Raw genomic sequence first — 23727 nt, 5'->3', positions numbered from 1 at the left:
TTGCGGGCTCAGGCGTGCCCGGCTCTCTCCATCGCTCGGAGCTCCTTCTTCATGTCCTGCACCTCGTCACGGAGACGCCCGGCGAGCTCGAACTTGAGCTCCGCCGCCGCCGCCAACATCTGTTGCGTGAGGTCGGCGATCGTCGACTCGAGCTGATCCGCACCCTCGGCGGCGATCCCCGTCCGACGCAGCGACGGCGTGGGCGACTTGCCCTTGCCCGCCTTGTCGTTACGGGCGAGCAGCTTCCTCGTGTCAGTGGCCTCGCGGTTCAACACCTCGGTGATGTCGGCGATCTTCTTCCGAAGCGGCTGCGGGTCGATCCCGTGTTCGGTGTTGTAAGCGACCTGCTTCTCGCGCCGTCGATCGGTCTCGTCGATCGCGTTGCGCATCGAGTCGGTGATCCTGTCGGCGTACATGTGCACCTCACCGGAGACATTTCGTGCGGCACGGCCGATGGTCTGGATGAGCGACGTCCCGCTGCGGAGGAATCCCTCTTTGTCTGCATCGAGGATCGCCACGAGCGAGACCTCGGGCAGGTCGAGTCCTTCTCGCAGCAGGTTGATGCCCACGAGCACGTCGTAGACGCCGGCGCGCAGCTCGGTCAGCAGCTCGACGCGCCGCAGGGTGTCGACGTCGGAGTGCAGGTACCGCACCCGCACACCGTGTTCCCCGAGGAAGTCGGTCAACTCTTCGGCCATCTTCTTGGTCAGGGTGGTGACGAGCACGCGCTCGTCACGTTCGACGCGCACACGGATCTCTTCGAGCAGATCGTCGATCTGGCCCTTCGACGGTTTCACGACGATCTCGGGGTCCACCAGGCCCGTCGGACGGATGATCTGCTCGACCACCCCGTCGGCGATGCCCATCTCGTACCGACCCGGCGTCGCCGACAGATAGACGGCCTGACCGACGCGCTCCTTGAATTCATCCCACCGCAGGGGGCGGTTGTCCATGGCGCTCGGCAGTCGGAACCCGTGCTCCACCAGCGTGCGCTTGCGCGACGCGTCGCCCTCGTACATCGCACCGATCTGCGGCACCGTCACGTGCGACTCGTCGATGACGAGCAGGAAGTCGTCGGGGAAGAAGTCGAGCAGCGTGTGCGGCGGGTCGCCGGGCATGCGGCCGTCCATGTGACGCGAGTAGTTCTCGATGCCCGAGCAGAAACCGAGCTGCTGCAGCATCTCGAGATCGAACGTCGTGCGCATGCGCAGACGCTGCGCTTCGAGGAGTTTTCCCTGCGAATCGAACTCTTTCAGGCGCTCCTCGAGCTCGTGCTCGATGGTGCCGATCGCCCTCTGAACCGTCTCGGTGCCGGCGACGTAGTGAGATGCCGGGAAGATCGGGACGGAATCCATCTTCTCGATGACGTCACCGGTGAGCGGGTGCAGCGTGTACAGCGCCTCGATCTCGTCGCCGAACATCTCGATGCGGATGGCGTACTCCTCGTAGACCGGGATGATCTCGATCGTGTCGCCTCGCACGCGGAAGTTGCCGCGCGAGAAATCGACGTCGTTGCGGTTGTACTGCATCGAGATGAACTTGCGGATGAGCGCGTCGCGGTCGTACCGCTCCCCCACCTGCAGGGCGACCATCGCGCGCAGGTATTCTTCGGGCGCACCGAGGCCGTAGATGCACGACACCGTGGACACGACGATCACGTCGCGGCGGGACAGCAGCGAGTTGGTGGTCGAGTGGCGCAGACGCTCGACTTCGGCGTTGATCGATGAGTCCTTCTCGATGAACGTGTCGGTCTGCGGCACATAGGCCTCGGGTTGGTAATAGTCGTAGTAGGAGACGAAGTACTCGACGGCGTTGTTCGGCATCAACTCGCGGAACTCGTTCGCCAGCTGCGCCGCGAGGGTCTTGTTGTGCGCGAGCACCAACGTGGGGCGCTGCACCTGCTCCACCAGCCAGGCCGTCGTCGCCGACTTTCCGGTACCGGTCGCACCCAGCAGCACGACGTCGGTCTCGCCGGCGTTGATGCGCGCGGCGAGGTCGGCGATCGCCTGCGGCTGGTCGCCGGAGGGCGAGTACTCGCTGATGACCTCGAAGGGACGGACGGAACGCGTTGCCTGCATGATTCCAGCGTAGGCGGGGCCTCCGACATCGGGGTCGGGTTGCGTTTCGCCGTACGCGAGCGCGACGAGGAACAGAGAGACCCGACCGTCAGCGAGGGCGCGTCACGCGGTCCCACAGCTGGTCGGCCTGCTGCCGGGTGGCATCCAGGGTCGTGCCCGTGTCGATGACCACGTCGGCGAGGGCGAGGCGCTCCTCGTCACCGACCTGCGACCCGATGCGCGCGCGCGCATCCCCCTCGCTGAGTCCGCGGATCTCGACGAGACGGCGTACACGTTCCTCCACAGGCGCATGGGCGACGACGACGAGATCCCAGGTATCCCCGCCTCTCGCCTCCGCGAGCAGCGGCACGTCGTAGACGACAACGGCATCCGGATCGGCGGCGAACGCCTCATCGAACCGCCGCTGCGATTCGGAGCGGACGGCGGGGTGCACGAGCGCATTCAGGGCGGCGAGCCGGTCGCGGTGACCGAACACCAGAGCACCGAGAGCAGGACGATCGAGCGCGCCGTCATCACGGAGCACCGCGGAACCGAACTCCGCGGCGATCGCCTCGAGCACAGGCGATCCGGGCGCCTGTACCTCGCGAACGATCGCGTCCGCGTCGATGACGACGGCTCCGTGGTCGGCGAGAGCGGTCGCGATGGTGGACTTGCCCGAGGCGATTCCACCCGTCAACGCGAGAAGGGGCATTGGACGAGGATGTCACATCGTGGGGCGCACGAAGCCGAGCGCCGGCCCTCTGACCGCGTGCCCTCAGAAGCCGAAGTCGCCCCCGAAGTCGCCGCCGAAGTCCGCTCCGATGTCGCCGCCCGCACCGGGGTCCACCCCGCCGGCGTCGACCGCCCCGACATCACCCGCCGCGGCATCGCCCGCACCCGCCTCGCCCGCCCCGGCATCCGCGGCGGCGCCGTCGGCGTACCCGGCGTCGTACCCCGGGTCGAACATCGCGCCCACGAGCGCCGAGCCCACCACGTATCCGCCGATCGTGCCGAGCATCGACGCGCCCAGCATCGAGCCGAAGCCCGGGCCGCCCGAGAACGACCGCCCGCCGAACGTGCGCTCCATGAAACCGGGCTGCGAGTACTCGGCGCGGGTCGCGGCGCGCGCGAGAGAGGCGGGCTGGTCGTCGGCCGGACGCTCGGAGGGCGCCAGACCTGACGAGAGATCCTGCAGTACCTGCTGACGCTGCGCGGGCGTGAGCTTGCCGAACGCCTCGGCGTGCACCTGCTCCACCGTCTCGGGCGGAGCTGTGCGCAAGAGGTACCGGTAGCGATCGACGGCCTGTCGGTCCTCGTCGGATCCGGATGCCACGAAGTCACCGCCGCCGGCCGGTGGGGGTGCGTACCTGCCGTCGGCATCGCGCAGTTCGCTCGCCGCACCACGCGGTGCAGCCGATGCGGCCGCGCGCTGCGGCGTCTCGTCGCCGGATCCGAAGAGTCGATCGAGGAATCCCATGGTGCGCTGCCTCCTACATCGTGTGCGTCCCACGCTAGACGGCTCGCCTCAGAGCCCACGAGGGCTTGCCGCCGGCGCGGACAGGTGTTCCCTCACCCGCGCCGGGCGATCGCTTCGCTCACCCACCGGGCGTACCGGGCCCACGGGTCGTCGACCCCGGCCGCGAGTCGGTCGAGGTGCGCGTCGAGGGCCGTGGACCGCCGGAACCATTCCGTGCGCCCGAACCTCTCGTCGGCGAACAGCTCGTGACGGCGCCGCTCGACCAGCCTGTCGCCCGGCTCGAAGGCGAGGAGTTCGTCATGCCAGATGGCGGCGAGCCGCTGTCGCGGCCGTGCTGTCGTACCGATTTTGATGCGGTCCTCGAACCGCAGGTAGTACACGACGTCAACGCGGGGCGGAGGTAGTTCATCGTCGACGGCGTCGCCGTGCGGCCATTCGCATACCGCGCACAGCCACCCGGTCGGCCACCGCACCCCGAGGCGCGATGCGCACAGTCGGCACGGTGTCGGCAGAAGGTCGGTCACACCGTCGTGCGCTGTCGTCCACTCCGCGCTGACGGCCGCGTGCCACTCGCAGAGCGCCACCGGCGCCGCGGGGTCGACGGCACCGGCGCAGGAGACGACGAGGCAGACGGGGGCGGACATGCGCTCACGCTATGCCCGACCCCCGACATCGTTCACTCGTCGCTCTCGGGACCCTCCATCACCAGGAAGAGACCGGCGTACGGACCCAGCTCGATCGAGAAGCTCTGCAGTTCGTCGACACGTCCGAGCACGTCACCGGTCGCGGCATCCACTGCGGTGCTTTGCGGAACGAGATACTCGGAGCGCACCGTCCCCTCGATCGTCTCGGCCGAGAAGTTCAGCACCGTAATCTGCAGCGGTGCATCCTCGGCGCGGCGGTCGCCCCCGTCGAGTCGGTGCACCAGGACGAGCATGCTCGGGTGACCCACCTGGGGGATGTCGATCTGCGACGCGATCGCGATGCCGTGGTCACCGCGGATGCGCAGCACGTCGCGCAGCCCAGACAGGAACGACTGCGGATCCGCCTGCTGGTCTCCCAGCGATCCGTAGAGCGAGCGGGCACGCGGCATCCCCGAGATCGACGACGCCGCGTCGGGGGCCACATCGAGCAGATCGTGGGCACCGCGCTCGATCCAGCGGGTGTCGCCCGACGAGATGAGGTGGCGCACCTCGTCGGCGGGCAGCGTAAGCGATCCCGTGAGGTCCCATCCCGACAGGGCGAACACGCCGGGCTGCCACGAGTTGTACTTCGCCAGCAAGAGGTGCGCGTCGCGGATGGCGGGCACGTCGGCCTCGGTGATCTCGCCGAGGGTGGATTTGCCTTGCGTGGCGGCGATGAGGGATGCCGTCGTGCAGGCGATGCCGTTCTGGGTGAAGACGAGGTTGTAGTCGGCGTCGACCGTCAGTTTCTCGGTCAACTCCGCGCGCACCATCTCGGCGATCTCCGCTCCCGAGTGCTCGTCATGCCGGAAGGGATAGAGCGTGTCGCGATGCGTGGTCGCCCAGTGGACGAGTTCATAGGTCAGCTCGTCGTGGTTCTGCATGCCGTGCACCAGCTGCACCGGCTCGACGCCCGTTTCCAGAGCGGTGTTGAGGGCGAGGCGGAGGAACTCCGTGTTCGCGGTCGCGAGCGCGTGGTGATAGCCCGGGCGCGTGACGAAGTCGTACGACAGGTCGGCGCCGACCGCGCTGGTGTCGCGGATGTCCTCCATCGTCAGGTTGAGCTCCTGGAAGGTGAAGCCGCCGACCTTTCGCACCATGCCGGCGATGATGTGGTTCGCCGCGTGCGAGAGCGGGTGGCCCTCCGACCACGCGGGAAGACCTTCGGCGCTCTTCTCGACACCGAGGAAGCCGTTGGCGTCCAGGCGAAGGGCGCTCGTTCCGAGGTCGCCGAGGGAGTGCAAAGCGTCGCCGATGACCAGCCGCATCCCGGCGAAAGTGGGGTCGAGCCAGTTGATCGAGGGCTGCCCCTCCTTGAAGTAATGCAGGTAGACCCACCGGCGCTCGAGACCGTCGGTGCCGACGACGGGCGCCGTCGCACTCCAGTTCGTCTCCTTCACACCGGGCGTGTAGAAGATGACGCGCTGCAGCTCGCCGATGATGTAGCCGCGCGCGCTCAGCTCGCGTTCGGTGTCGGCGTCGAGATTGACCGAATCGCGCCCCGCGGGCACCTCCGGCAGCATTTCCCAGTCCTCCCGAGGGATCTCGACCATGTGGTAGATGCCGGGATAATCCTTGTAGGCCATTTCGGCGAGGCGGAAGTCGGCGCCCTTCCCCGTGTGGCCGGGGACGATGTCGTCGATCACGCTGCCGCCGTGCGACTCTGCCACATCGGCCACCCGCCGGAAGGCGTTCTCATCGCCGAACTCCGGGTCGATCTGCGTGCTGATGCGGTCGAAGTGACCGTCGACGCTCGGCGTCTCCTGCCATCCCGTGATCCCGCCGGCGCGCTTGACCGGACCCGTGTGGATGCCGTTGACCCCCACCCACTCGAACGCCTCCCACAGAGCTTCATCGCCTAATGCCTCGAGGAAGGACTCCCCCGGTCGAGTGATGAGCGAGATGGGGTACGCCGTGAACCACACGTCGGTCGACTCGATGGCCCGTCGAGCATCGGGACGCGCATAGGGGTTGCGCCACATCGACGGCTGACCCGACAACTGCCGGCTCAGGACGTCGGCGTCCTTCAACATCGACTGCCGCACGAGCCATTCGACATAGGACGGGTTGAGTCCGTTGGCGTTTCGTGGATCGGTGAGGAACCGCCGCAGCGTGCCGCCGCGGAACTGGTCTCGCGGGCGAAGGCGCCGCGGCCGGGCCGGGTACCGCTGCTCGTCGTAGCTGATCTCGGACACGTTCTCGGCCGCATCCTCCGCATCCACCGGTGTCGACCCCACCATCTCGTCGTCCGTCACCCTACGCTCGCCCGCATCGTCCACTCGCGACCTCCCTCACGTCCTTCTCGACGCTAGTCGGTCGAGACGATGATGCGCCGAGGCATTGACCTGGGCGCGGAAAACAGTGACTGTTGCCGTCACCGCGCGGGCGACGACGCCGGGCGCAGCGCCCATACCGCAAGCCCCATGGCCGACGCGCACATCGCCACCACGGCCCCGAGGAACCACCCCCACCCGGCTGTGCCGAAAACGATGCCCAACGCCCATCCGAACAGACTCGATCCGGCGTAGTAGCCCAGGTAGTAAAGCGACGAGGCCTGTGCGCGCGCCTCCGGATGCGCCGCGACCGGCGTCCACCCGGATGCCACGGCATGCGCACCGAAGAATCCCGCGGTGAAGGCGACGAGCCCGACGATCACACTCACGACAGCCGGCACGAACATCAGCGCCGCACCGGCCGTCATGACCACGGAGCACACCAGCAGCACGGACAGTCGACCGTGGCGGACAGCGAGGGCGCCGGCGCGGGGCGACGAGACGGTGCCCGCCAGATAGGCGAGGAACAGCAACGTCACCACGGCCGGTGCAAGGGAGAACGGCGGGTCGATGAGGTGGAACCCGAGGTAGTTGTACACCGCGACGAAGGCGCCCATCAGCAGAAAACCCTGTGCGTACAGCGCGAGCTGCACCGGCGACCGCAGATTGAGCCACAGACGCCGCCGCACGGACGCGGCGGGTGTCGTGCGAAGACGTCCCGGCACGAACCCCCGAGACGCGGGCACGAGGATCAGGAACAGTACCGCCGCGATCAGACACAACAGAACAACGGATGCCACACCCCAGCGCCATCCGACCGCCTCGGCCACCCAGCCCGAGACGACCCGGCCGCTCAGCCCGCCGACCGTCGTCCCGGCGATGTAGGACCCCGCTGCCGCCGCGACATAGCGCGCGTCGACCTCTTCGCTGAGGTAGGCGAGGGCCACGGCCGGCACCGCGCCGAGCGCGACACCCTCGAGCAGACGCAGGACGAGCAGGGTGCCGAGATCGTGTGCGAGGGGGGTGAGACCGCCGAAGAAGGTCGCGGCGATGAGGCCGATCGTCATGGCGGGGACGCGGCCGACCCGATCGGCCACGATCGACCAGGGGATGACGGCGACGGCGAGACCCAAGGTCGACGCCGACACGGTCAACGCCGCCGCCGACGGAGTCGTCGGGACGCCTGCCGCGATAGCCGGCAGCACCGCCTGCGTGGCGTAGAGCTGCGCGAATGTCGCGACGCCGCCGAAGAACAGCCCGACCAGGAGGCGGCGATATTCACGGCCGCCCGGCACGTGCCCTGTGAAGTCGGTCACCCGTTCGAGCCTACTTCCGGAGTCCGGGTACGACGAAGCGCCGGTGCGTGGTCCCCGGTTGGGGGATCACGTACCAGCGCGTGGTGGTGCGTGGGTGGTGAAATGCGAAATGGCCACCCAGCGTTGGGTGGCCATTTCGGCTTAAAGGAAGTCCGGCGGTGTCCTACTCTCCCATAGGGTCCCCCCTGCAGTACCATCGGCGCTGAGAGGCTTAGCTTCCGGGTTCGGAATGTGACCGGGCGTTTCCCTCTCGCTATGGCCGCCGAAACACTATTGATGTTCCGTAAACCAACAACGATATTTCATTGTTGTTGTTCTCGACCGTACATCGAGAACCACTCAGTGGACGCAAACACCAAAAACGGTGTGTTATCAAGTCATCGGCTTATTAGTACCGGTCAGCTTCACGTATTACTACGCTTCCACATCCGGCCTATCAACCCAGTAGTCTGGCTGGGAGCCTCTCACCCCTAAGGGTATGGAAGTCTCATCTTGAGGCCGGCTTCCCGCTTAGATGCTTTCAGCGGTTATCCATCCCGAACGTAGCTAATCAGCGGTGCTCCTGGCGGAACAACTGACACACCAGAGGTTCGTCCAACCCGGTCCTCTCGTACTAGGGTCAGATCCTCTCAAACTTCCTACGCGCGCAGCGGATAGGGACCGAACTGTCTCACGACGTTCTAAACCCAGCTCGCGTACCGCTTTAATGGGCGAACAGCCCAACCCTTGGGACCTACTCCAGCCCCAGGATGCGACGAGCCGACATCGAGGTGCCAAACCATGCCGTCGATATGGACTCTTGGGCAAGATCAGCCTGTTATCCCCGAGGTACCTTTTATCCGTTGAGCGACAGCGCTTCCACAAGCCACTGCCGGATCACTAGTCCCGACTTTCGTCCCTGCTCGACCTGTCAGTCTCACAGTCAAGCTCCCTTGTGCACTTACACTCGCCACCTGATTGCCAACCAGGTTGAGGGAACCTTTGGGCGCCTCCGTTACATTTTGGGAGGCAACCGCCCCAGTTAAACTACCCACCAGGCACTGTCCCTGAACCGGATCACGGTCCTAAGTTAGATATCCAGAGTGACCAGAGTGGTATTTCAACAATGACTCCACACTCACTGGCGTGAATGCTTCACCGTCTCCCACCTATCCTACACAAGCCACACCGAACACCAATACCAAGCTGTAGTAAAGGTCACGGGGTCTTTCCGTCCTGCTGCGCGTAACGAGCATCTTTACTCGTAATGCAATTTCGCCGAGTTCGCGGTTGAGACAGTTGGGAAGTCGTTACGCCATTCGTGCAGGTCGGAACTTACCCGACAAGGAATTTCGCTACCTTAGGATGGTTATAGTTACCACCGCCGTTTACTGGGGCTTAAATTCTCAGCTTCGCCTTGCGGCTAACCGGTCCTCTTAACCTTCCAGCACCGGGCAGGCGTCAGTCCGTATACATCGTCTTGCGACTTGGCACGGACCTGTGTTTTTAGTAAACAGTCGCTACCCACTAGTCTCTGCGGCCACCACACCCTTTCGGAGCAAGTCCTAATAAGTGGATGGCCCCCCTTCTCCCGAAGTTACGGGGGCATTTTGCCGAGTTCCTTAACCACGATTCTCTCGATCTCCTTGGTATTCTCTACCTGACCACCTGAGTCGGTTTGGGGTACGGGCGGCTTGAACCTCGCGTCGATGCTTTTCTCGGCAGCATAGGATCACCCACTTTTTATCCGCATCGTGTCTCAGCCTTCATGACTCCCGGATTTGCCTAAGAGTCGGCCTACGCACTTGCACCAGGACTACCATCGCCTGGCTTGGGCTACCTTCCTGCGTCACACCTGTTAATACGCTAACCGCACCAGCATGGGGTCGAGCGTTCGCCAAGACGGCTTCACCCCGAAGGGATCCATCCATTCCTGGTTAGGACTCTTAGCACCACTGGATTAGCTTGGGCGGTTCTTCGCCGGTACGGGAATATCAACCCGTTGTCCATCGACTACGCCTGTCGGCCTCGCCTTAGGTCCCGACTTACCCAGGGAAGATTAGCTTGACCCTGGAACCCTTGGTCTTTCGGAGGACGTGTTTCTCACACGTCTTTCGCTACTCATGCCTGCATTCTCACTCGTGTAGCGTCCACGGCTGGGTCACCCCGCCGCTTCACTCGCCACACGACGCTCTCCTACCCATCAACACGGCTGGACCACGAAGGCCTACCAAAAATGTCAATGCCACAACTTCGGTGGCGTGCTTGAGCCCCGTTACATTGTCGGCGCGGAATCACTTGACCAGTGAGCTATTACGCACTCTTTCAAGGGTGGCTGCTTCTAAGCCAACCTCCTGGTTGTCAAAGCAACTCCACATCCTTTCCCACTTAGCACGCGCTTAGGGACCTTAGTTGGTGGTCTGGGTTGTTTCCCTCTCGACTATGAAGCTTATCCCCCACAGTCTCACTGCTGCGCTCTCACTTACCGGCATTCGGAGTTTGGCTGACGTCAGTAACCTTGTAGGGCCCATCGGCCATCCAGTAGCTCTACCTCCGGCAAGAAACACGCAACGCTGCACCTAAATGCATTTCGGAGAGAACCAGCTATCACGAAGTTTGATTGGCCTTTCACCCCTATCCACAGCTCATCCCCTCAGTTTTCAACCTAAGTGGGTTCGGTCCTCCACGACGTCTTACCGTCGCTTCAACCTGGCCATGGATAGATCACTTCGCTTCGGGTCTAGGACACGCGACTGAATCGCCCTATTCAGACTCGCTTTCGCTACGGCTACCCCACTCGGGTTAACCTCGCCACGTATCGCTAACTCGCAGGCTCATTCTTCAAAAGGCACGCTGTCACCCCTACTAAGGAGGCTCCAACGGTTTGTAAGCAAACGGTTTCAGGTACTATTTCACTCCCCTCCCGGGGTACTTTTCACCTTTCCCTCACGGTACTTGTCCGCTATCGGTCATCTGGGAGTATTTAGGCTTATCAGGTGGTCCTGACAGATTCACACGGGATTTCTCGGGCCCCGTGCTACTTGGGATACTTTTCACGCCAAGAACAGGCATTTCGACTACGGGGTTCGCACCCTCTATGACCGGCCGTTCAAAACCGTTCGTCTATACCCTCTTGTCACGTCGACTGCTCGGCAGAACAATCAGAAAAGTCCCACAACCCCCAACGTGCAACACCTGCCGGCTATCACACACGCTAGGTTTAGCCTCTTCCGGTTTCGCTCGCCACTACTCACGGAATCGCTTTTGCTTTCTCTTCCTGTGGGTACTGAGATGTTTCACTTCCCCACGTTCCCTCTACCCGCCCTATATATTCAGGCGGGAGTCACCAGGCACGCACGCGCCCTGGCGGGGTTTCCCCATTCGGACACCCTCGGATCAAAACTCGCTTATCAGTTCCCCGAGGCTTATCGCAGATTGCTACGTCCTTCTTCGGCTCCAGATGCCAAGGCATCCACCGTTTGCTCTTAAAGACTTGAAATCACATGAGTTGAATCGTCAAAAAATTGACTAATGATCTTTAAGATCATCTTCACGACACCATCCCGAAGGATCATGTCGAAGATGCTCGCGTCCACTGTGTAGTTCTCAAAGTACGGGCGGAACCCCCTCCCACCCCACCAACCGGTGAAGCCAAAGAAGGCCCAGAGGAACAGCCACCAACCACCCAGCCCAAAGACTGACGCGATCAGCGCCCGGCCCCTCAGGACCCAACAGCGTGCATGTACCCACCCCTCCGACCCCGAACCGTTCCCACAGCAAGCTGCGTACTAGATCCAAAACCATCAAAATGAGCACCAAGTCAAATGTTCCACCCATGAGCTACCGGCAGACACGAACGGTCTGATCCGGCGCCTGGACACCACCAAGCCGAAGCCCGCTGATGCCAGATGCTCCTTAGAAAGGAGGTGATCCAGCCGCACCTTCCGGTACGGCTACCTTGTTACGACTTAGTCCTAATTACCGATCCCACCTTCGACGGCTCCCTCCACAAGGGTTGGGCCACCGGCTTCAGGTGTTACCGACTTTCATGACTTGACGGGCGGTGTGTACAAGACCCGGGAACGTATTCACCGCAGCGTTGCTGATCTGCGATTACTAGCGACTCCGACTTCATGAGGTCGAGTTGCAGACCTCAATCCGAACTGGGACCGGCTTTTTGGGATTCGCTCCACCTCACGGTATTGCAGCCCTTTGTACCGGCCATTGTAGCATGCGTGAAGCCCAAGACATAAGGGGCATGATGATTTGACGTCATCCCCACCTTCCTCCGAGTTGACCCCGGCAGTATCCCATGAGTTCCCACCATTACGTGCTGGCAACATAGAACGAGGGTTGCGCTCGTTGCGGGACTTAACCCAACATCTCACGACACGAGCTGACGACAACCATGCACCACCTGTTCACCAGTGTCCAAAGAGTCCCGTATTTCTACGGTGTTCTGGTGTATGTCAAGCCTTGGTAAGGTTCTTCGCGTTGCATCGAATTAATCCGCATGCTCCGCCGCTTGTGCGGGTCCCCGTCAATTCCTTTGAGTTTTAGCCTTGCGGCCGTACTCCCCAGGCGGGGAACTTAATGCGTTAGCTGCGTCACGGAAACCGTGGAATGGTCCCCACAACTAGTTCCCAACGTTTACGGGGTGGACTACCAGGGTATCTAAGCCTGTTTGCTCCCCACCCTTTCGCTCCTCAGCGTCAGTTACGGCCCAGAGATCTGCCTTCGCCATCGGTGTTCCTCCTGATATCTGCGCATTCCACCGCTACACCAGGAATTCCAATCTCCCCTACCGCACTCTAGTCTGCCCGTACCCACTGCAGACCCGAGGTTGAGCCTCGGGATTTCACAGCAGACGCGACAAACCGCCTACGAGCTCTTTACGCCCAATAATTCCGGATAACGCTTGCGCCCTACGTATTACCGCGGCTGCTGGCACGTAGTTAGCCGGCGCTTTTTCTGCAGGTACCGTCACTTTCGCTTCTTCCCTGCTAAAAGAGGTTTACAACCCGAAGGCCGTCATCCCTCACGCGGCGTTGCTGCATCAGGCTTCCGCCCATTGTGCAATATTCCCCACTGCTGCCTCCCGTAGGAGTCTGGGCCGTGTCTCAGTCCCAGTGTGGCCGGTCACCCTCTCAGGCCGGCTACCCGTCGACGCCTTGGTGAGCCATTACCTCACCAACAAGCTGATAGGCCGCGAGCCCATCCCAGACCAAAAAATCTTTCCAACCCCCACCATGCGATAGAGGCTCATATCCAGTATTAGACACCGTTTCCAGCGCTTATCCCAGAGTCCAGGGCAGGTTGCTCACGTGTTACTCACCCGTTCGCCACTGATCCACCAAGCAAGCTTGGCTTCACCGTTCGACTTGCATGTGTTAAGCACGCCGCCAGCGTTCATCCTGAGCCAGGATCAAACTCTCCGTAAAAGAAAAAAACCACAACACCGGGAAAACGATGCCGCAGCGAGTTCGAAACTGACCAAAGAGAAAACATCATTACTGACGAATCCATAATGCCAACCCCCGGAAGGGCTGGTCTTTGATCCAAAGGAATTCTCACCAGTCCGAAGACCGACGAGGAATAAAATTGGCATTTGACAAGTGCACGCTGTTGAGTTCTCAAGGAACGGACGCACCCACAGAAACAGTCTTCCGACCAACCCATGAGGCAGTTCACTTCAATTGACCAGCCGCTCAGCACACAGTTCCGCAGTGGGACCTCACGAAGAGATCGACCTCGGGAACCGGCCGAACGACCAGAACCAAAACCATACACCATTCGGTGAGGTCTTGGGCGGTTCACCACGTGAGAGGAAACAGGGGCCCTTCGGCCGCTCCGCTCTCCCCTGTGGGGCGAACAAGTAATACTTTACGTCCGGTTTACCTGCTCGGCCAATCACTCCACATCCCGGGCGTGTCGCCGTACGAAATCCGCGGAAACATGCGGGAAACAACGGGGACCCGACGCGGCCGTGGAGCTCGGCCGGGCCGAGGTGCGATAACGCACGAAAGCTGTTAGGCGACGAGTACCCATGCGCGGCCGGAGGCCATGGCATCCGTGTGCCCGCCGGTGAACTCGATCCCGTCGAAGAACATCGCACCCAGCACGAGAGCGAAGACGAACACGATCGACAGGAAGAGCACGGCCACGCCGGCGAGGGTGATCAGAAGTGGGAGTCGGTTTGCCATACATCGATCTTGCCCGGCACTCCCCCGAGAACGACAGGGCTTGCGTCGAAACGACCGAAGGCCGGCACCTCCGAGGAGGTACCGGCCTTCGGTGCGAGACGGATCAGCGTCCGGAGAGCTTCTCGCGAAGCGCCGCCAGCGACTCGTCGTCGGCGAGGGTGCCCTGGGCGGGCGACTCCGACGAGAACGAACCACCGAACGAACCGGCGTCCGTCGGGTTCGCCGCTTCGGCCTCGAGGGCCTTGGCGACGGCGGACTTGTGAGCCTCCCAGCGACCCTGGGCCGCGGCGTACTCCTGCTCCCACTGCTCGCGCTGAGCGTCGAAGCCCTCGAGCCAGGCACCCGACTCGGGGTCGAAGCCCTCAGGGTACTTGTACTCGCCGCGCTCGTCGTACTCGGTGGCCATGCCGTACAGCGCCGGGTCGAACTCGGTGCCGTTGGGGTCGACGGACTCGTTGGCCTGCTTGAGCGACAGCGAGATGCGACGACGCTCGAGGTCGATGTCGATGATCTTGACGAAGACCTCTTCGCCGACCGAAACAACCTGCTCAGCGAGCTCGACGTGCTTGCCCGAAAGCTCGGAGATGTGCACGAGGCCCTCGATGCCGTCGGCCACGCGGACGAACGCACCGAAGGGAACCAGCTTGGTGACCTTGCCCGGAGCGATCTGACCGATCGCGTGGGTACGGGCGAACACCTGCCACGGGTCTTCCTGCGTCGCCTTGAGCGAGAGCGACACGCGCTCGCGATCGAGGTCGACCTCGAGGATCTCGACGGTGACCTCCTGGCCTACCTCGACGACCTCGGAGGCGTGCTCGATGTGCTTCCAGGAGAGCTCGGAGACGTGGACGAGACCGTCAACGCCGCCCAGGTCGACGAACGCACCGAAGTTGACGATCGACGAGACCGTGCCCTTGCGGACCTGACCCTTGTGGAGGTTGTTGAGGAACGTGGTGCGCGACTCGGACTGCGTCTGCTCGAGCAGAGCGCGGCGCGAGAGCACGACGTTGTTGCGGTTCTTGTCGAGCTCGAGGATCTTGGCCTCGATCTCCTGGCCGAGGTACGGCGTCAGGTCACGGACACGGCGCAGCTCGATGAGCGAAGCCGGGAGGAAGCCGCGGAGGCCGATGTCGACGATGAGACCACCCTTGACGACCTCGATCACGGAACCGGTGACGACACCGTCGTTCTCCTTGATCTTCTCGACGTCGCCCCACGCACGCTCGTACTGAGCGCGCTTCTTGGACAGGATGAGGCGGCCTTCCTTGTCCTCCTTCTGGAGAACGAGGGCCTCGACGTGATCGCCGACGTTGACGACCTCATTGGGGTCGACGTCGTGCTTGATCGAGAGCTCGCGGGAGGGGATGACACCCTCGGTCTTGTAACCGACGTCGAGGAGGACCTCGTCGCGGTCGATCTTGACCACGGTGCCTTCGATGAGGTCGCCGTCGTTGAAGAACTTGAGCGTCTTCTCGACCGCGGCCAGGAAGTCTTCGGCCGAGCCGATGTCGTTGATCGCGACCTGCTTGATAGCCGGGGCGGTCGTTGCGGTAGTCATGTAGTGGGTTGTCCTAGTTGGGTGTGGTGTCGGGCCTCGACTTCAGCGCCCGTCGGTCCCGTGGACCGAGGACAGCGGGCATCCGCACACCCGAGGGCGAACGCATGCCGCGCGTCGAAGCGAAGCGGATTGATTCGTGCGATGTCACGGGCCGCCCGGATAGCGAGCAGAGCCCACGTGTGACACCTCAGTCTAGCTCACCGGCTCCTCCCCACGGATCGTGCGGCGACAAGGGCGTCACACAACGTCGGTGAAGCGGCGGCGCCGGGCGCCGATTCGCCCCGGATCGGCCGTTTTGCTACGTCCCTCTCAGCCCGCGTGCCCAGGTGGCATCCAGAATGCCGTGCCAGGCTCCCCGTTTTGTGCCCGCTATCGCGGGTCAGACGACGACACCCGCGTCGTTCCCCCCACGTGAAATCGGTTCTATGCGCTCTTCTTCGACGCCCACGTCCAACCGTCGTGATCGCCGCCTTGCCGCCCGCCGCACCCGTCGTCGCCCGGTGACGACCGTCGGTGTGCTCGTGGTCGGCGCGGTCGCGACCGCGGCCCTCACCGGCACCGTGCCGGCGGCCACCGCCTCGCCCACCGACCTGACGACCGCGACGTTCTCGCTCGCCTCGACGACCACGCCGACCGCCCTCACGGCCGCCCGTGGCCCCGAAGTCGCGGAGGCGCGCGCTGCCCAGACCACCGCCGCCGGCTCCCTGCAGGCCGCGTCGAGCGTGCAGGCCGACATCGTGGCATCCGGGCTCGACATCGGTCAGCCCGCGACCGTCGACACCCGCGCGCTCGAGCAGGCCACGGAGCGCCTGGAGGCGGCCGCTGTGCTGCCGGCGACGTTCCTGCCCGACTTCGCCGACGATGTCGAGGCCGCGACCGCGACCATCGACCAGCGCGTCGCCGAATTGCGCGGCACCCTCGACGCGGCCGTGGCGAAGAAGGCCGAAGAGGAAGCAGCCGAGAAAGCACGCCAGGAAGCGGAGGCTGCAGCCGCAGCCGTAGCCGCCGCCGAAGCAGAGGCCGCCGAGCAAGCCGCCACGGAGCCGAGCACCTCGACGTCGTCGTCGAGCGGCGGCGGATCGTCGGCACCGTTCGCCACGGGCGGCGGGTCGGGCGACAACAGCCCGGCCGGCGCGCAGGCGACCGCCCGCGGCATGCTGTCCAGCCGCGGCTGGGGAGACGACCAGTTCAGCTGCCTCGTCTCGCTGTGGAACAAGGAATCGGGCTGGAACTACCAGGCCTACAACGCCAGCAGTGGCGCCTTCGGCATCCCCCAGGCGCTCCCGGGGAGCAAGATGTCATCGGCCGGCGCTGACTGGCAGAGCAACGCGACCACCCAGATCTCGTGGGGCCTCGGTTACATCTCCGGCCGCTACGGCGACCCGTGCGGCGCGTGGAGCCACTCGCAGGCCACCGGCTGGTACTGATCCGCGGACCGGTTGAAGCGACCGGTTGAAACAGAACGACGAGAGCGCCGCCCCGGACACTATTCGGGCGGCGCTTTCGTCGTTGTCGGTGGGTCGTTGTCGCTGGGTCGTTGTCGCTGGGTCGTTGTCGCTGGGTCGTTGTCGCTGGGTCGTTGTCGTCCGGTCGGTTTGGCTTACTTCGTCTTCAGTAGGACCAGTTCTCGCCATACGGCCAGATCACCTCATCCATCGGCGACGACGAGCGACCGATCGGTCAGGCGCCGTTACGACGGGCGATGACGCCCGCGAGCAGGGCGTGGGACAGGGGCGCGAGCGACACCACCATGAGGAGCGTGCCGATCACCGCCTGCTCGGCCTGCAGCAGCACTCCCCCGATGAGCAGCCCCGTGAACAGCACCGACGAGACCACCCGACGGACCATGCGCTCGAGATCGCGCATGCGGCGTTCGATGCGAGGCGTCTCGACGGCGAGAGACCCCTCCTCGAGTCGGGAGATGAGGTTGTCGGCACGGCGCGGCAGGCGAGCGGTCACCGCCGCCACAGCCCCGACCTCCCGCACGAGAGCCTGGGCGGTGTTGCCGCTCTCTTCGCGGATCAGGCGCTGGGCATAGGGCTCGACGGCATCCCAGATGTTGAAGGCGGGGTCGAGCGAACTGCACATTCCGCTCGTCAACGACATGGCGCGCACGATCAGGAGGAAATTCTCGGGCAGCTGGAACGGCAGAGCGCGCACGACGTCGCCGAACTCGATCGCGAAGGCACGGAACTCTCGGGGGTCGACCTCTTGCAGTTCGGCGAACCCCATGCCACCGAAGCGCGAGAAGAGCTGCGTCATCGCCCGTTCGAGCTGGATCGTGTCGGCCGAGGGAAGCAGGACCCCGACGTCGCGGATACCGTCGACCAGGCCCTTGCCATCTCGCGAGGCCGCGGCGATGAGGACGCGGCGAAGACCCCGTCGGAGGCCCGGCGGGACGTCGCCCATCATGCCGAAGTCGATGAAGGTGAAGCGCCAGGCCGGAGGGCCGGCATCCGTCGTCGGAGACAGTGGAGTGACGAAGACGTTGCCGGGGTGGGGGTCGGCGTGGAAGAACCCGTCATCGAACAGCTGGTCGAACATCACCGCGGCGAAACGCGCGGCGACCTCGGACGGGTCGATGCCGGCGGCTCGAAGCGCGTCGACGTCGTTGATCTTGATCGCACTGACGTCTTCGAGGGTCAGTACGCGACGGGTCGTGCGCTCCCACACGACGTCGGGGACGGCGACCCCGTCCTCTCCCCCGAAGTCCGCGGAGAACCGCTCGGAGTTGGCGGCCTCGTGGAGGTAATCGATCTCTTCGAGGCTGGTCACGGCGAACTCCTCCACGAGGGAGGGCATGTCGACGCGATCGCGCACGAGGGCGACCTTGCTCAGCCAGACACCGACCTTGCGGAGGGCACGCAGGTCCACGTCGACGATGCGATCGATGTCGGGACGCTGGATCTTCAACACGACCGCGCGCAGGCCGGTCTCCTCGGTCAGCTCATCGGTGAGCACGGCTCGATGCGCCTGACCCAGCGAGGCCGCGGCGAGGGGACGGTCGTCGACGCTCGCGAAGGCGCGCTCCAACGGCATCCCGAGTTCTTGCTCGGCGCGAGCGCGCATCTGAGCGAAGGGGACCGCGGGCACCTCGTCCTGCAGCCCCTCGAGCTCTTTGGTGATGATCGGGGGGAGCACGTCGAGGCGCGACGACATGAACTGCCCGACCTTGATCATGAGACCACCGAGGTCGACGGCGAGCACGTGGAAGCGACGGGCGATGCGCTGCAGTCGCCGCGTTCGGCCCCGGGCGGAGATCCACCCGAGGCCGAACCGCGGTAGGAAGAGCTCGTACCACCATGCCTGCACGAGGTAGCGCGCCGCGAAGCGTGTGATGCGCCGGTAGCGGGCCTTCATGAGGGCGTCGTCGGTCATCGGAGCTCCTGGATGCCGACGGGCGCAGAGCCCCCGTCGCTGTGGGGCGACCTCACCCCTGGGCGAGGATGGAGTAGAGCTTACGGCGAGCCTCGTCGAGGATCTCGACCGCCTGCTGGACCTGCTCCTTGTCGCCCGTGCGTGCGACCTGGGCGGCGGCCTGCGCGAGTTCGACCCCGGCCTTGGGGAGCGCCGTCATGCGGCCGCTGTCGCGCGAGCCCGCCGACTCCCAGGGTGCGGCGCGCTCGGTGGTCTCGTCGCCGGCCGCGGCGCGACCCTCGGCGGTGAGCGAGTAGGTCTTGCGACCGTTGGACTCCTCGGACTGCACGAGGCCCTCATCGGTGAGCAGCTGAAGCGTGGGGTAGACCGAGCCGGGGCTCGGCTTCCACGAGCCGCCGCTGCGCTCTTCGATCTCGCGGATGATCTGGTAACCGTGCATCGGCTGCTCGAGCAGAAGCGAGAGCACCGCCGAGCGCACATCACCCTTGTTCATGCGGGGCGTCGAGCTGGTCTTCTGCTCGAACTGGGTGCGCAGCTGCTCGAGACCCTCGAGGATGTTGGACATCGGCCAGCCGGGGGTGTTGTTGCCACCGCGTCCGCCGAACGCGTCTCCTAGGAATGAACCACTCATGACGACCTCCTTCGCGCGAACCCGATCTGAGTCAGCGATACATAACGATATATCGCTGACGGGGGCGCGGGGCGGTCGCCGGGCGGATTCTCAGTACCAGTTGACGGACTGCGAGTGGCCCCACGCGCTACACGGCGTGCCGTATCCGCGGTCGATGTAGTCAAGCCCCCACGCGATCTGCGTCGCGGCGTTGGTCTGCCAATCGGCGCCGAAGGTCGCCATCTTGCTGCCGGGGAGGGCCTGCGGGATGCCGGTGGCGCCGCCGTCGTCGTTGTAGGCCTGATAGTTCCAGCCCGACTCCTTGTTCCACAGCGACGACAGACAGGAGAACTGATCGCTCCCCCACCCGTACTTCTCGGATGCCAGCTGAGCGGCGTACGCCCGCGCCCCGTCGGGGGTGTTCACCCGAGCGAGCGCCTCGGCGGCCTCCGCCTGACGCTGCGCCTCGGCGGCGGCAGCGGCCTCCGCCTGTCGCTGCGCCTCCGCGGCGGCATCCGCCGCGGCCTTCTCCGCTTTCGCCTGGTCGAGACTCGACTGCACCTCGGCGACGCGGGCGGACACGCGGGCGACCTCGGTCTGCGCGTTCTGGCTGAGAGCCGGCACGAGGAGCACCGGGAGCAGGTCGGTCGAACCGAGGCGGGCGACGGCGTCTTCGAGGGCCGCCGTGTCGATCGAGGCGTCGCCGATCGAGAGCGGCAGGCCGGTGGAGGCGACGTCCGCGCGCACGGTGTCGGCGTTCGAGAGCGTCGACTCCGCGTCGTTCCGCGCCGAGCTCGCACCGGTGATGACGGCGTCCAGCGTGGGGGCGTTCGTGACGGGCACGGCCGTGCCGGGCGCGGAGAACGAGGATGCCGACGCGTCGGGGATCGAGAGCGGGGCGGCGACCGCCAGACCGGTGGTGGCGACCAGGCCGAATGCGAGGCCGGCGCACGTGGCGGCGGTGACGAGCGTGCGGCGGGCGCGGTGGACGTGCAGAAGTTTCACATCAGAACGGAGCAAGGAGCAATCTTTCGTCGGGGCGCGCTCGTCGGGATCGAGCGCGGTCTCGTGTCGTTCGGGTCGACACAAGTCCCCGAGTGTGCGGGCCGGATCTGAGCGTTATCTCTTCGTTACCTGGATGCGGCGTGTGAGCGTGTCGGACCGCCGGGCGGGCGCGAGTCACCCGATGCCGGTCGGATCGGCACATCTCGGGCACCCCCGCACGGAGTCCCGGATTAGCACGCTGACCTGGTTTTTCCCGTCATGCGATAAGCGATTCTTCGGTGAAGATGCCCGGGGGGTCGAGACCACTGTCAGCGCGCATGACGGGCCGACCCGAGATTCGCGGAGAAACTCTCGGATCGGCCCGTCACCACGGCCTCAGCCGCGCTCCGGAGTCAGGAGCGGTGCGCGCGGTAGTAGTCGAGCAGCGATCTGGTCGATGCATCCTGAGCTGCGAGCGCGTCATCGTCACCCTCGATGGCCGGCGCGATCTGCAGGGCCAACTGCTTGCCGAGCTCCACGCCCCACTGGTCGAAGGAGTTGATGCCCCAGATGGTGCCCTGCGTGAAGGTGATGTGCTCGTACAGGGCGATGAGCTGGCCGAGCACCGACGGCGTGAGCGACGGCGCGAAGATCGACGTCGTCGGTCGGTTGCCGGGGAACGTGCGCGCGGCCACGAGCGCACCGGTCGTGCCCTCTGCTTCGACCTCTTCGGCGGTCTTGCCGAACGCCAGCGCCTTGGTCTGGGCGAGGAAGTTCGCCAGGAACAGCCCGTGGACGTCGCGTCCATCATCGGCGAGCGGGTAGGCCGGGTTGACGAAGGCGATGAAGTCGGCCGGGATCAGCCGCGTGCCCTGGTGGATGAGCTGGTAGAAGGCGTGCTGACCGTTGGTCCCCGGCTCGCCCCAGAACACCTCGCCCGTGTCGGTGGTGACGGGGGTGCCGTCCCACCGGACGGACTTGCCGTTGGACTCCATCGTGAGCTGCTGCAGGTAGGCCGCGAAGCGGTGCAGCTGCTGCGCGTAGGGAAGGACCGCGTGCGACTGCGCGCCGAGGAAGTTGGTGTACCAGACGTTGAGCAGACCCATCAGGACGGGCACGTTCTGAGCGAGCGGTGTGGATGCCACGTGTTCGTCGACCGTGTGGAAGCCGGCGAGCAGCTGCCGGAACACCTCGGGCCCCAGGGTGATCGCCAGCGACAGGCCGATCGCGGAGTCGACCGAGTACCGACCGCCCACCCAGTCCCAGAACCCGAAGGCGTTGGCGGGGTCGATGCCGAACGCCTCGACCTTGTCGAGCGCCGTCGAGACCGCGACGAAGTGATGGGCCACCGCGTCGGTGCGGGCGGCATCCGAGTCGTCGATGACGCCCGCGGCCGCCAGCTTCTTCCACAACCAGTCGCGAGCGAGGCGGGCGTTGGTGAGGGTCTCGAGCGTGGTGAACGTCTTCGAGGCGACGATGAAGAGCGTGGTCTCGGGGTCGAGGTCGGCGGTCTTCTGCGCGATGTCGGCGGGGTCGATGTTGGAGACGAACCGCGCGCGGATTCCGGCGTCGGCGTAGGGAAGGAGCGCCTCGTAGACCATGACCGGGCCGAGGTCGCTGCCGCCGATGCCGATGTTGACGACCGTGGTGACCTTCTTACCGGTGACTCCGCGCCACTCTCCCGACCGCACGCGCTCGGCGAAGGCGCTGAGGCGGTCGAGCACCTCGTGCACGTCGTGATCGACCTGCTGGCCGTCGACCACGAGGGCGGGCTCGGCGTCCGCGGGGCGACGGAGGGCCGTGTGCAGCACCGCGCGGTCTTCACTGGTGTTGAGGTGCGCGCCCCGCAGCATGTCGGCGTAGCGCTCGGCGACGCCGGTCTCTTCGGCGAGCGCGACCAGGGCGTCGAGCACGTCGGCTGTCACGAGGTTCTTCGACAGGTCGACGTGGAGGTCGCCGACGGTGCGCGTGAGCGCGGGCGTGCGGTCGGCGTCGGCGGCGAACCAGCCGCGCAGGTCGGGCTCGAACGCGTCGCGAAGCGCTGTGAGGCGGGACCAGGCGGGGGTGGTGGTGGGATCGATAGGCGCAGTCACGAGACCCACGCTAGCGACCCCCGGGGTGCAACACGCGATGGATGACGAAGACGGTGGTGCGCGCTAGGGACGGGGCGGCCCGGGAGGAACCCCGGGGTCGGCGACAATCGGCTCCGGGAGAGGGATCTCGCGCGTCGCATCCCACGCCTCGGTCCAGCCGAGCCGGTCGAACAGGCCGTCGAGCAGCATGGCCGTGAAGCCCCACACCGTCTGCGGTCCGCGCGCCGTGTCGAGCCCGAAGGCGGGTCCGCGCCACTCGCGCCCATCGCGCCGGATGACCGTGACGCCGCGCCGGGCGGGGTCGAGGAGGTCGGCGACCGGCGCACGGAACACTTCGGCCGATTCCGCCGCATCGACGGCGCGGACCGGCGTGGGACGTGTCCACCACCCGACGACGGGAGTCACCTCGTGGCGGGAGAACGCCAGCGGTACCGGCTCGAGCGTCCCGAGCACCTCGACGCCGTCGGGGTCGAGACCGGTCTCCTCCTGCGCCTCGCGGAGCGCGGCGGCCACGGCATCCCGATCTTCCGGATCGACGCGCCCTCCGGGGAAGGCGACCTGTCCGGGGTGGGCGCGCAGCGTGCTCGCGCGCGCCAGGAGGAGGACGTCGAGATCGCTCGGGACGTGTCGCGCGGCACGTTCGCTCGGGATGCCGTCGAGCACGCCGAACAGGATGAGCACCGCCGCGGCCCTCGCCTCACCCTCGACCGGCACCGCGCGCAGTGCCGGGGAGACGTCTCCGAGCCCCCGGGCGAGGAGACCTTCGAGCTGTGCGCGGGGAGACGACATGGCTCGAGGCTAGCCGCCGCCCTCGACCGCCCGGGCGGGCGAGTCCCTAGCGGGAACCGTTGCAGGCCAGGCCGTCGCCGTCGCCGTCGAGCTTGTAGATGTCGGAGCCTGGCGACGCCGCCGCGGAAACCGCGTGAGCGGGGGTGTCGTCGACCGTGGGCGCCGGGCCATCATCCGGAGACGGTTCGGCCGCCTCCGTTCTCAGGATGCGGACGGACTGGCCGACGCTGCGGGCGAGGGCCGGGAGCTTGGCGGCGCCGAAGACGAGGACGACGATCGCGAGCACGACGAGGGCATGCCAGCCGGTGAGGTTCTGCAGCATGGGAG

The 23727-nt window shown here is 65.3% G+C and carries 15 protein-coding genes and 3 rRNA genes; 1 reads left to right on the top strand and 17 read right to left on the bottom strand.

Translation table 11 applies throughout. The features are described from left to right. Positions 1 to 8: 8 nt before the first annotated feature. The 11 genes from uvrB to rpsA form a co-directional block, all read right to left on the bottom strand. Entirely contained in the window at positions 9 to 2078 is a 2070-nt protein-coding gene (gene uvrB, locus ACXKZF_RS06485; RefSeq protein ID WP_488985744.1) for an excinuclease ABC subunit UvrB, read from the bottom strand. An 88-nt stretch (positions 2079 to 2166) separates the two neighbouring features. Continuing rightward, positions 2167 to 2769, bottom strand: coding sequence for a dephospho-CoA kinase (gene coaE / locus ACXKZF_RS06480; protein ID WP_488985743.1), 603 nt, complete (start codon positions 2767 to 2769; stop codon positions 2167 to 2169). A gap of 63 nt (positions 2770 to 2832) precedes the next feature. After that, the gene (locus ACXKZF_RS06475; protein ID WP_488985742.1) at positions 2833 to 3534 is read right to left on the bottom strand and encodes a hypothetical protein; all 702 of its coding nucleotides are present in this window, start codon (positions 3532 to 3534) and stop codon (positions 2833 to 2835) included. 92 nt (positions 3535 to 3626) lie between these two features. After that, a complete protein-coding gene (locus ACXKZF_RS06470; RefSeq protein WP_243223089.1) occupies positions 3627 to 4178 on the bottom strand; it encodes a GIY-YIG nuclease family protein in 552 nt (183 codons plus the stop codon). A gap of 32 nt (positions 4179 to 4210) precedes the next feature. After that, positions 4211 to 6457, bottom strand: coding sequence for a maltose alpha-D-glucosyltransferase (treS, locus tag ACXKZF_RS06465; protein WP_488985972.1), 2247 nt, complete (start codon positions 6455 to 6457; stop codon positions 4211 to 4213). A gap of 134 nt (positions 6458 to 6591) precedes the next feature. Then, on the bottom strand, positions 6592 to 7806 hold the full coding sequence (locus tag ACXKZF_RS06460) for an MFS transporter (protein ID WP_488985741.1): 1215 nt from the start codon (positions 7804 to 7806) through the stop codon (positions 6592 to 6594). Positions 7807 to 7956: 150 nt separating this feature from the next. Next, positions 7957 to 8073, bottom strand: a 5S ribosomal RNA gene (gene rrf / locus ACXKZF_RS06455). 101 nt (positions 8074 to 8174) lie between these two features. Beyond that, positions 8175 to 11284: ribosomal RNA gene (locus ACXKZF_RS06450) — 23S ribosomal RNA — on the bottom strand. A gap of 420 nt (positions 11285 to 11704) precedes the next feature. Then, positions 11705 to 13226, bottom strand: a 16S ribosomal RNA gene (locus tag ACXKZF_RS06445). The 16S, 23S and 5S rRNA genes sit together here, the layout of an rRNA operon. 588 nt (positions 13227 to 13814) lie before the next feature. Next, positions 13815 to 13988 carry a hypothetical protein gene (locus ACXKZF_RS06440; RefSeq protein WP_488985740.1) on the bottom strand — a complete coding sequence of 58 codons (174 nt, stop codon included), beginning with the start codon at positions 13986 to 13988 and terminating at the stop codon, positions 13815 to 13817. Positions 13989 to 14091: 103 nt separating this feature from the next. Next, positions 14092 to 15546 carry a 30S ribosomal protein S1 gene (rpsA, locus tag ACXKZF_RS06435; protein WP_055957267.1) on the bottom strand — a complete coding sequence of 485 codons (1455 nt, stop codon included), beginning with the start codon at positions 15544 to 15546 and terminating at the stop codon, positions 14092 to 14094. Between the two features lie 425 nt (positions 15547 to 15971). Between rpsA and ACXKZF_RS06430 the strand changes: the two genes are divergently transcribed. Beyond that, positions 15972 to 16973, top strand: coding sequence for an aggregation-promoting factor C-terminal-like domain-containing protein (locus ACXKZF_RS06430; protein WP_488985739.1), 1002 nt, complete (start codon positions 15972 to 15974; stop codon positions 16971 to 16973). Positions 16974 to 17226: 253 nt separating this feature from the next. On the opposite strand, the gene ACXKZF_RS06425 is transcribed toward ACXKZF_RS06430, so the two are convergent. The 6 genes from ACXKZF_RS06425 to ACXKZF_RS06400 form a co-directional block, all read right to left on the bottom strand. Further along, the gene (locus ACXKZF_RS06425; RefSeq protein ID WP_488985738.1) at positions 17227 to 18924 is read right to left on the bottom strand and encodes an ABC1 kinase family protein; all 1698 of its coding nucleotides are present in this window, start codon (positions 18922 to 18924) and stop codon (positions 17227 to 17229) included. A 52-nt stretch (positions 18925 to 18976) separates the two neighbouring features. Continuing rightward, on the bottom strand, positions 18977 to 19555 hold the full coding sequence (locus ACXKZF_RS06420) for a PadR family transcriptional regulator (RefSeq protein ID WP_488985737.1): 579 nt from the start codon (positions 19553 to 19555) through the stop codon (positions 18977 to 18979). A 90-nt stretch (positions 19556 to 19645) separates the two neighbouring features. Next, positions 19646 to 20554 (bottom strand): aggregation-promoting factor C-terminal-like domain-containing protein, encoded by a 909-nt coding sequence (locus ACXKZF_RS06415; protein ID WP_488985736.1) that lies wholly within the window; start codon positions 20552 to 20554, stop codon positions 19646 to 19648. Positions 20555 to 20931: 377 nt separating this feature from the next. Further along, positions 20932 to 22611, bottom strand: a complete 1680-nt coding sequence (gene pgi / locus ACXKZF_RS06410) for a glucose-6-phosphate isomerase (RefSeq protein ID WP_055959944.1) — start codon at positions 22609 to 22611, stop codon at positions 20932 to 20934. A gap of 63 nt (positions 22612 to 22674) precedes the next feature. Continuing rightward, entirely contained in the window at positions 22675 to 23400 is a 726-nt protein-coding gene (locus ACXKZF_RS06405; RefSeq protein ID WP_488985735.1) for an NUDIX hydrolase, read from the bottom strand. A 46-nt stretch (positions 23401 to 23446) separates the two neighbouring features. Further along, positions 23447 to 23722 (bottom strand): twin-arginine translocase TatA/TatE family subunit, encoded by a 276-nt coding sequence (locus tag ACXKZF_RS06400; RefSeq protein ID WP_488985734.1) that lies wholly within the window; start codon positions 23720 to 23722, stop codon positions 23447 to 23449. Between the last annotated feature and the right edge of the window lie 5 nt (positions 23723 to 23727).

The organism is Microbacterium sp. ABR10, from assembly GCF_057812175.1.
Note: the sequence above shows the minus strand (reverse complement) of the source record. Positions and strands in the feature narration are given on the sequence as shown.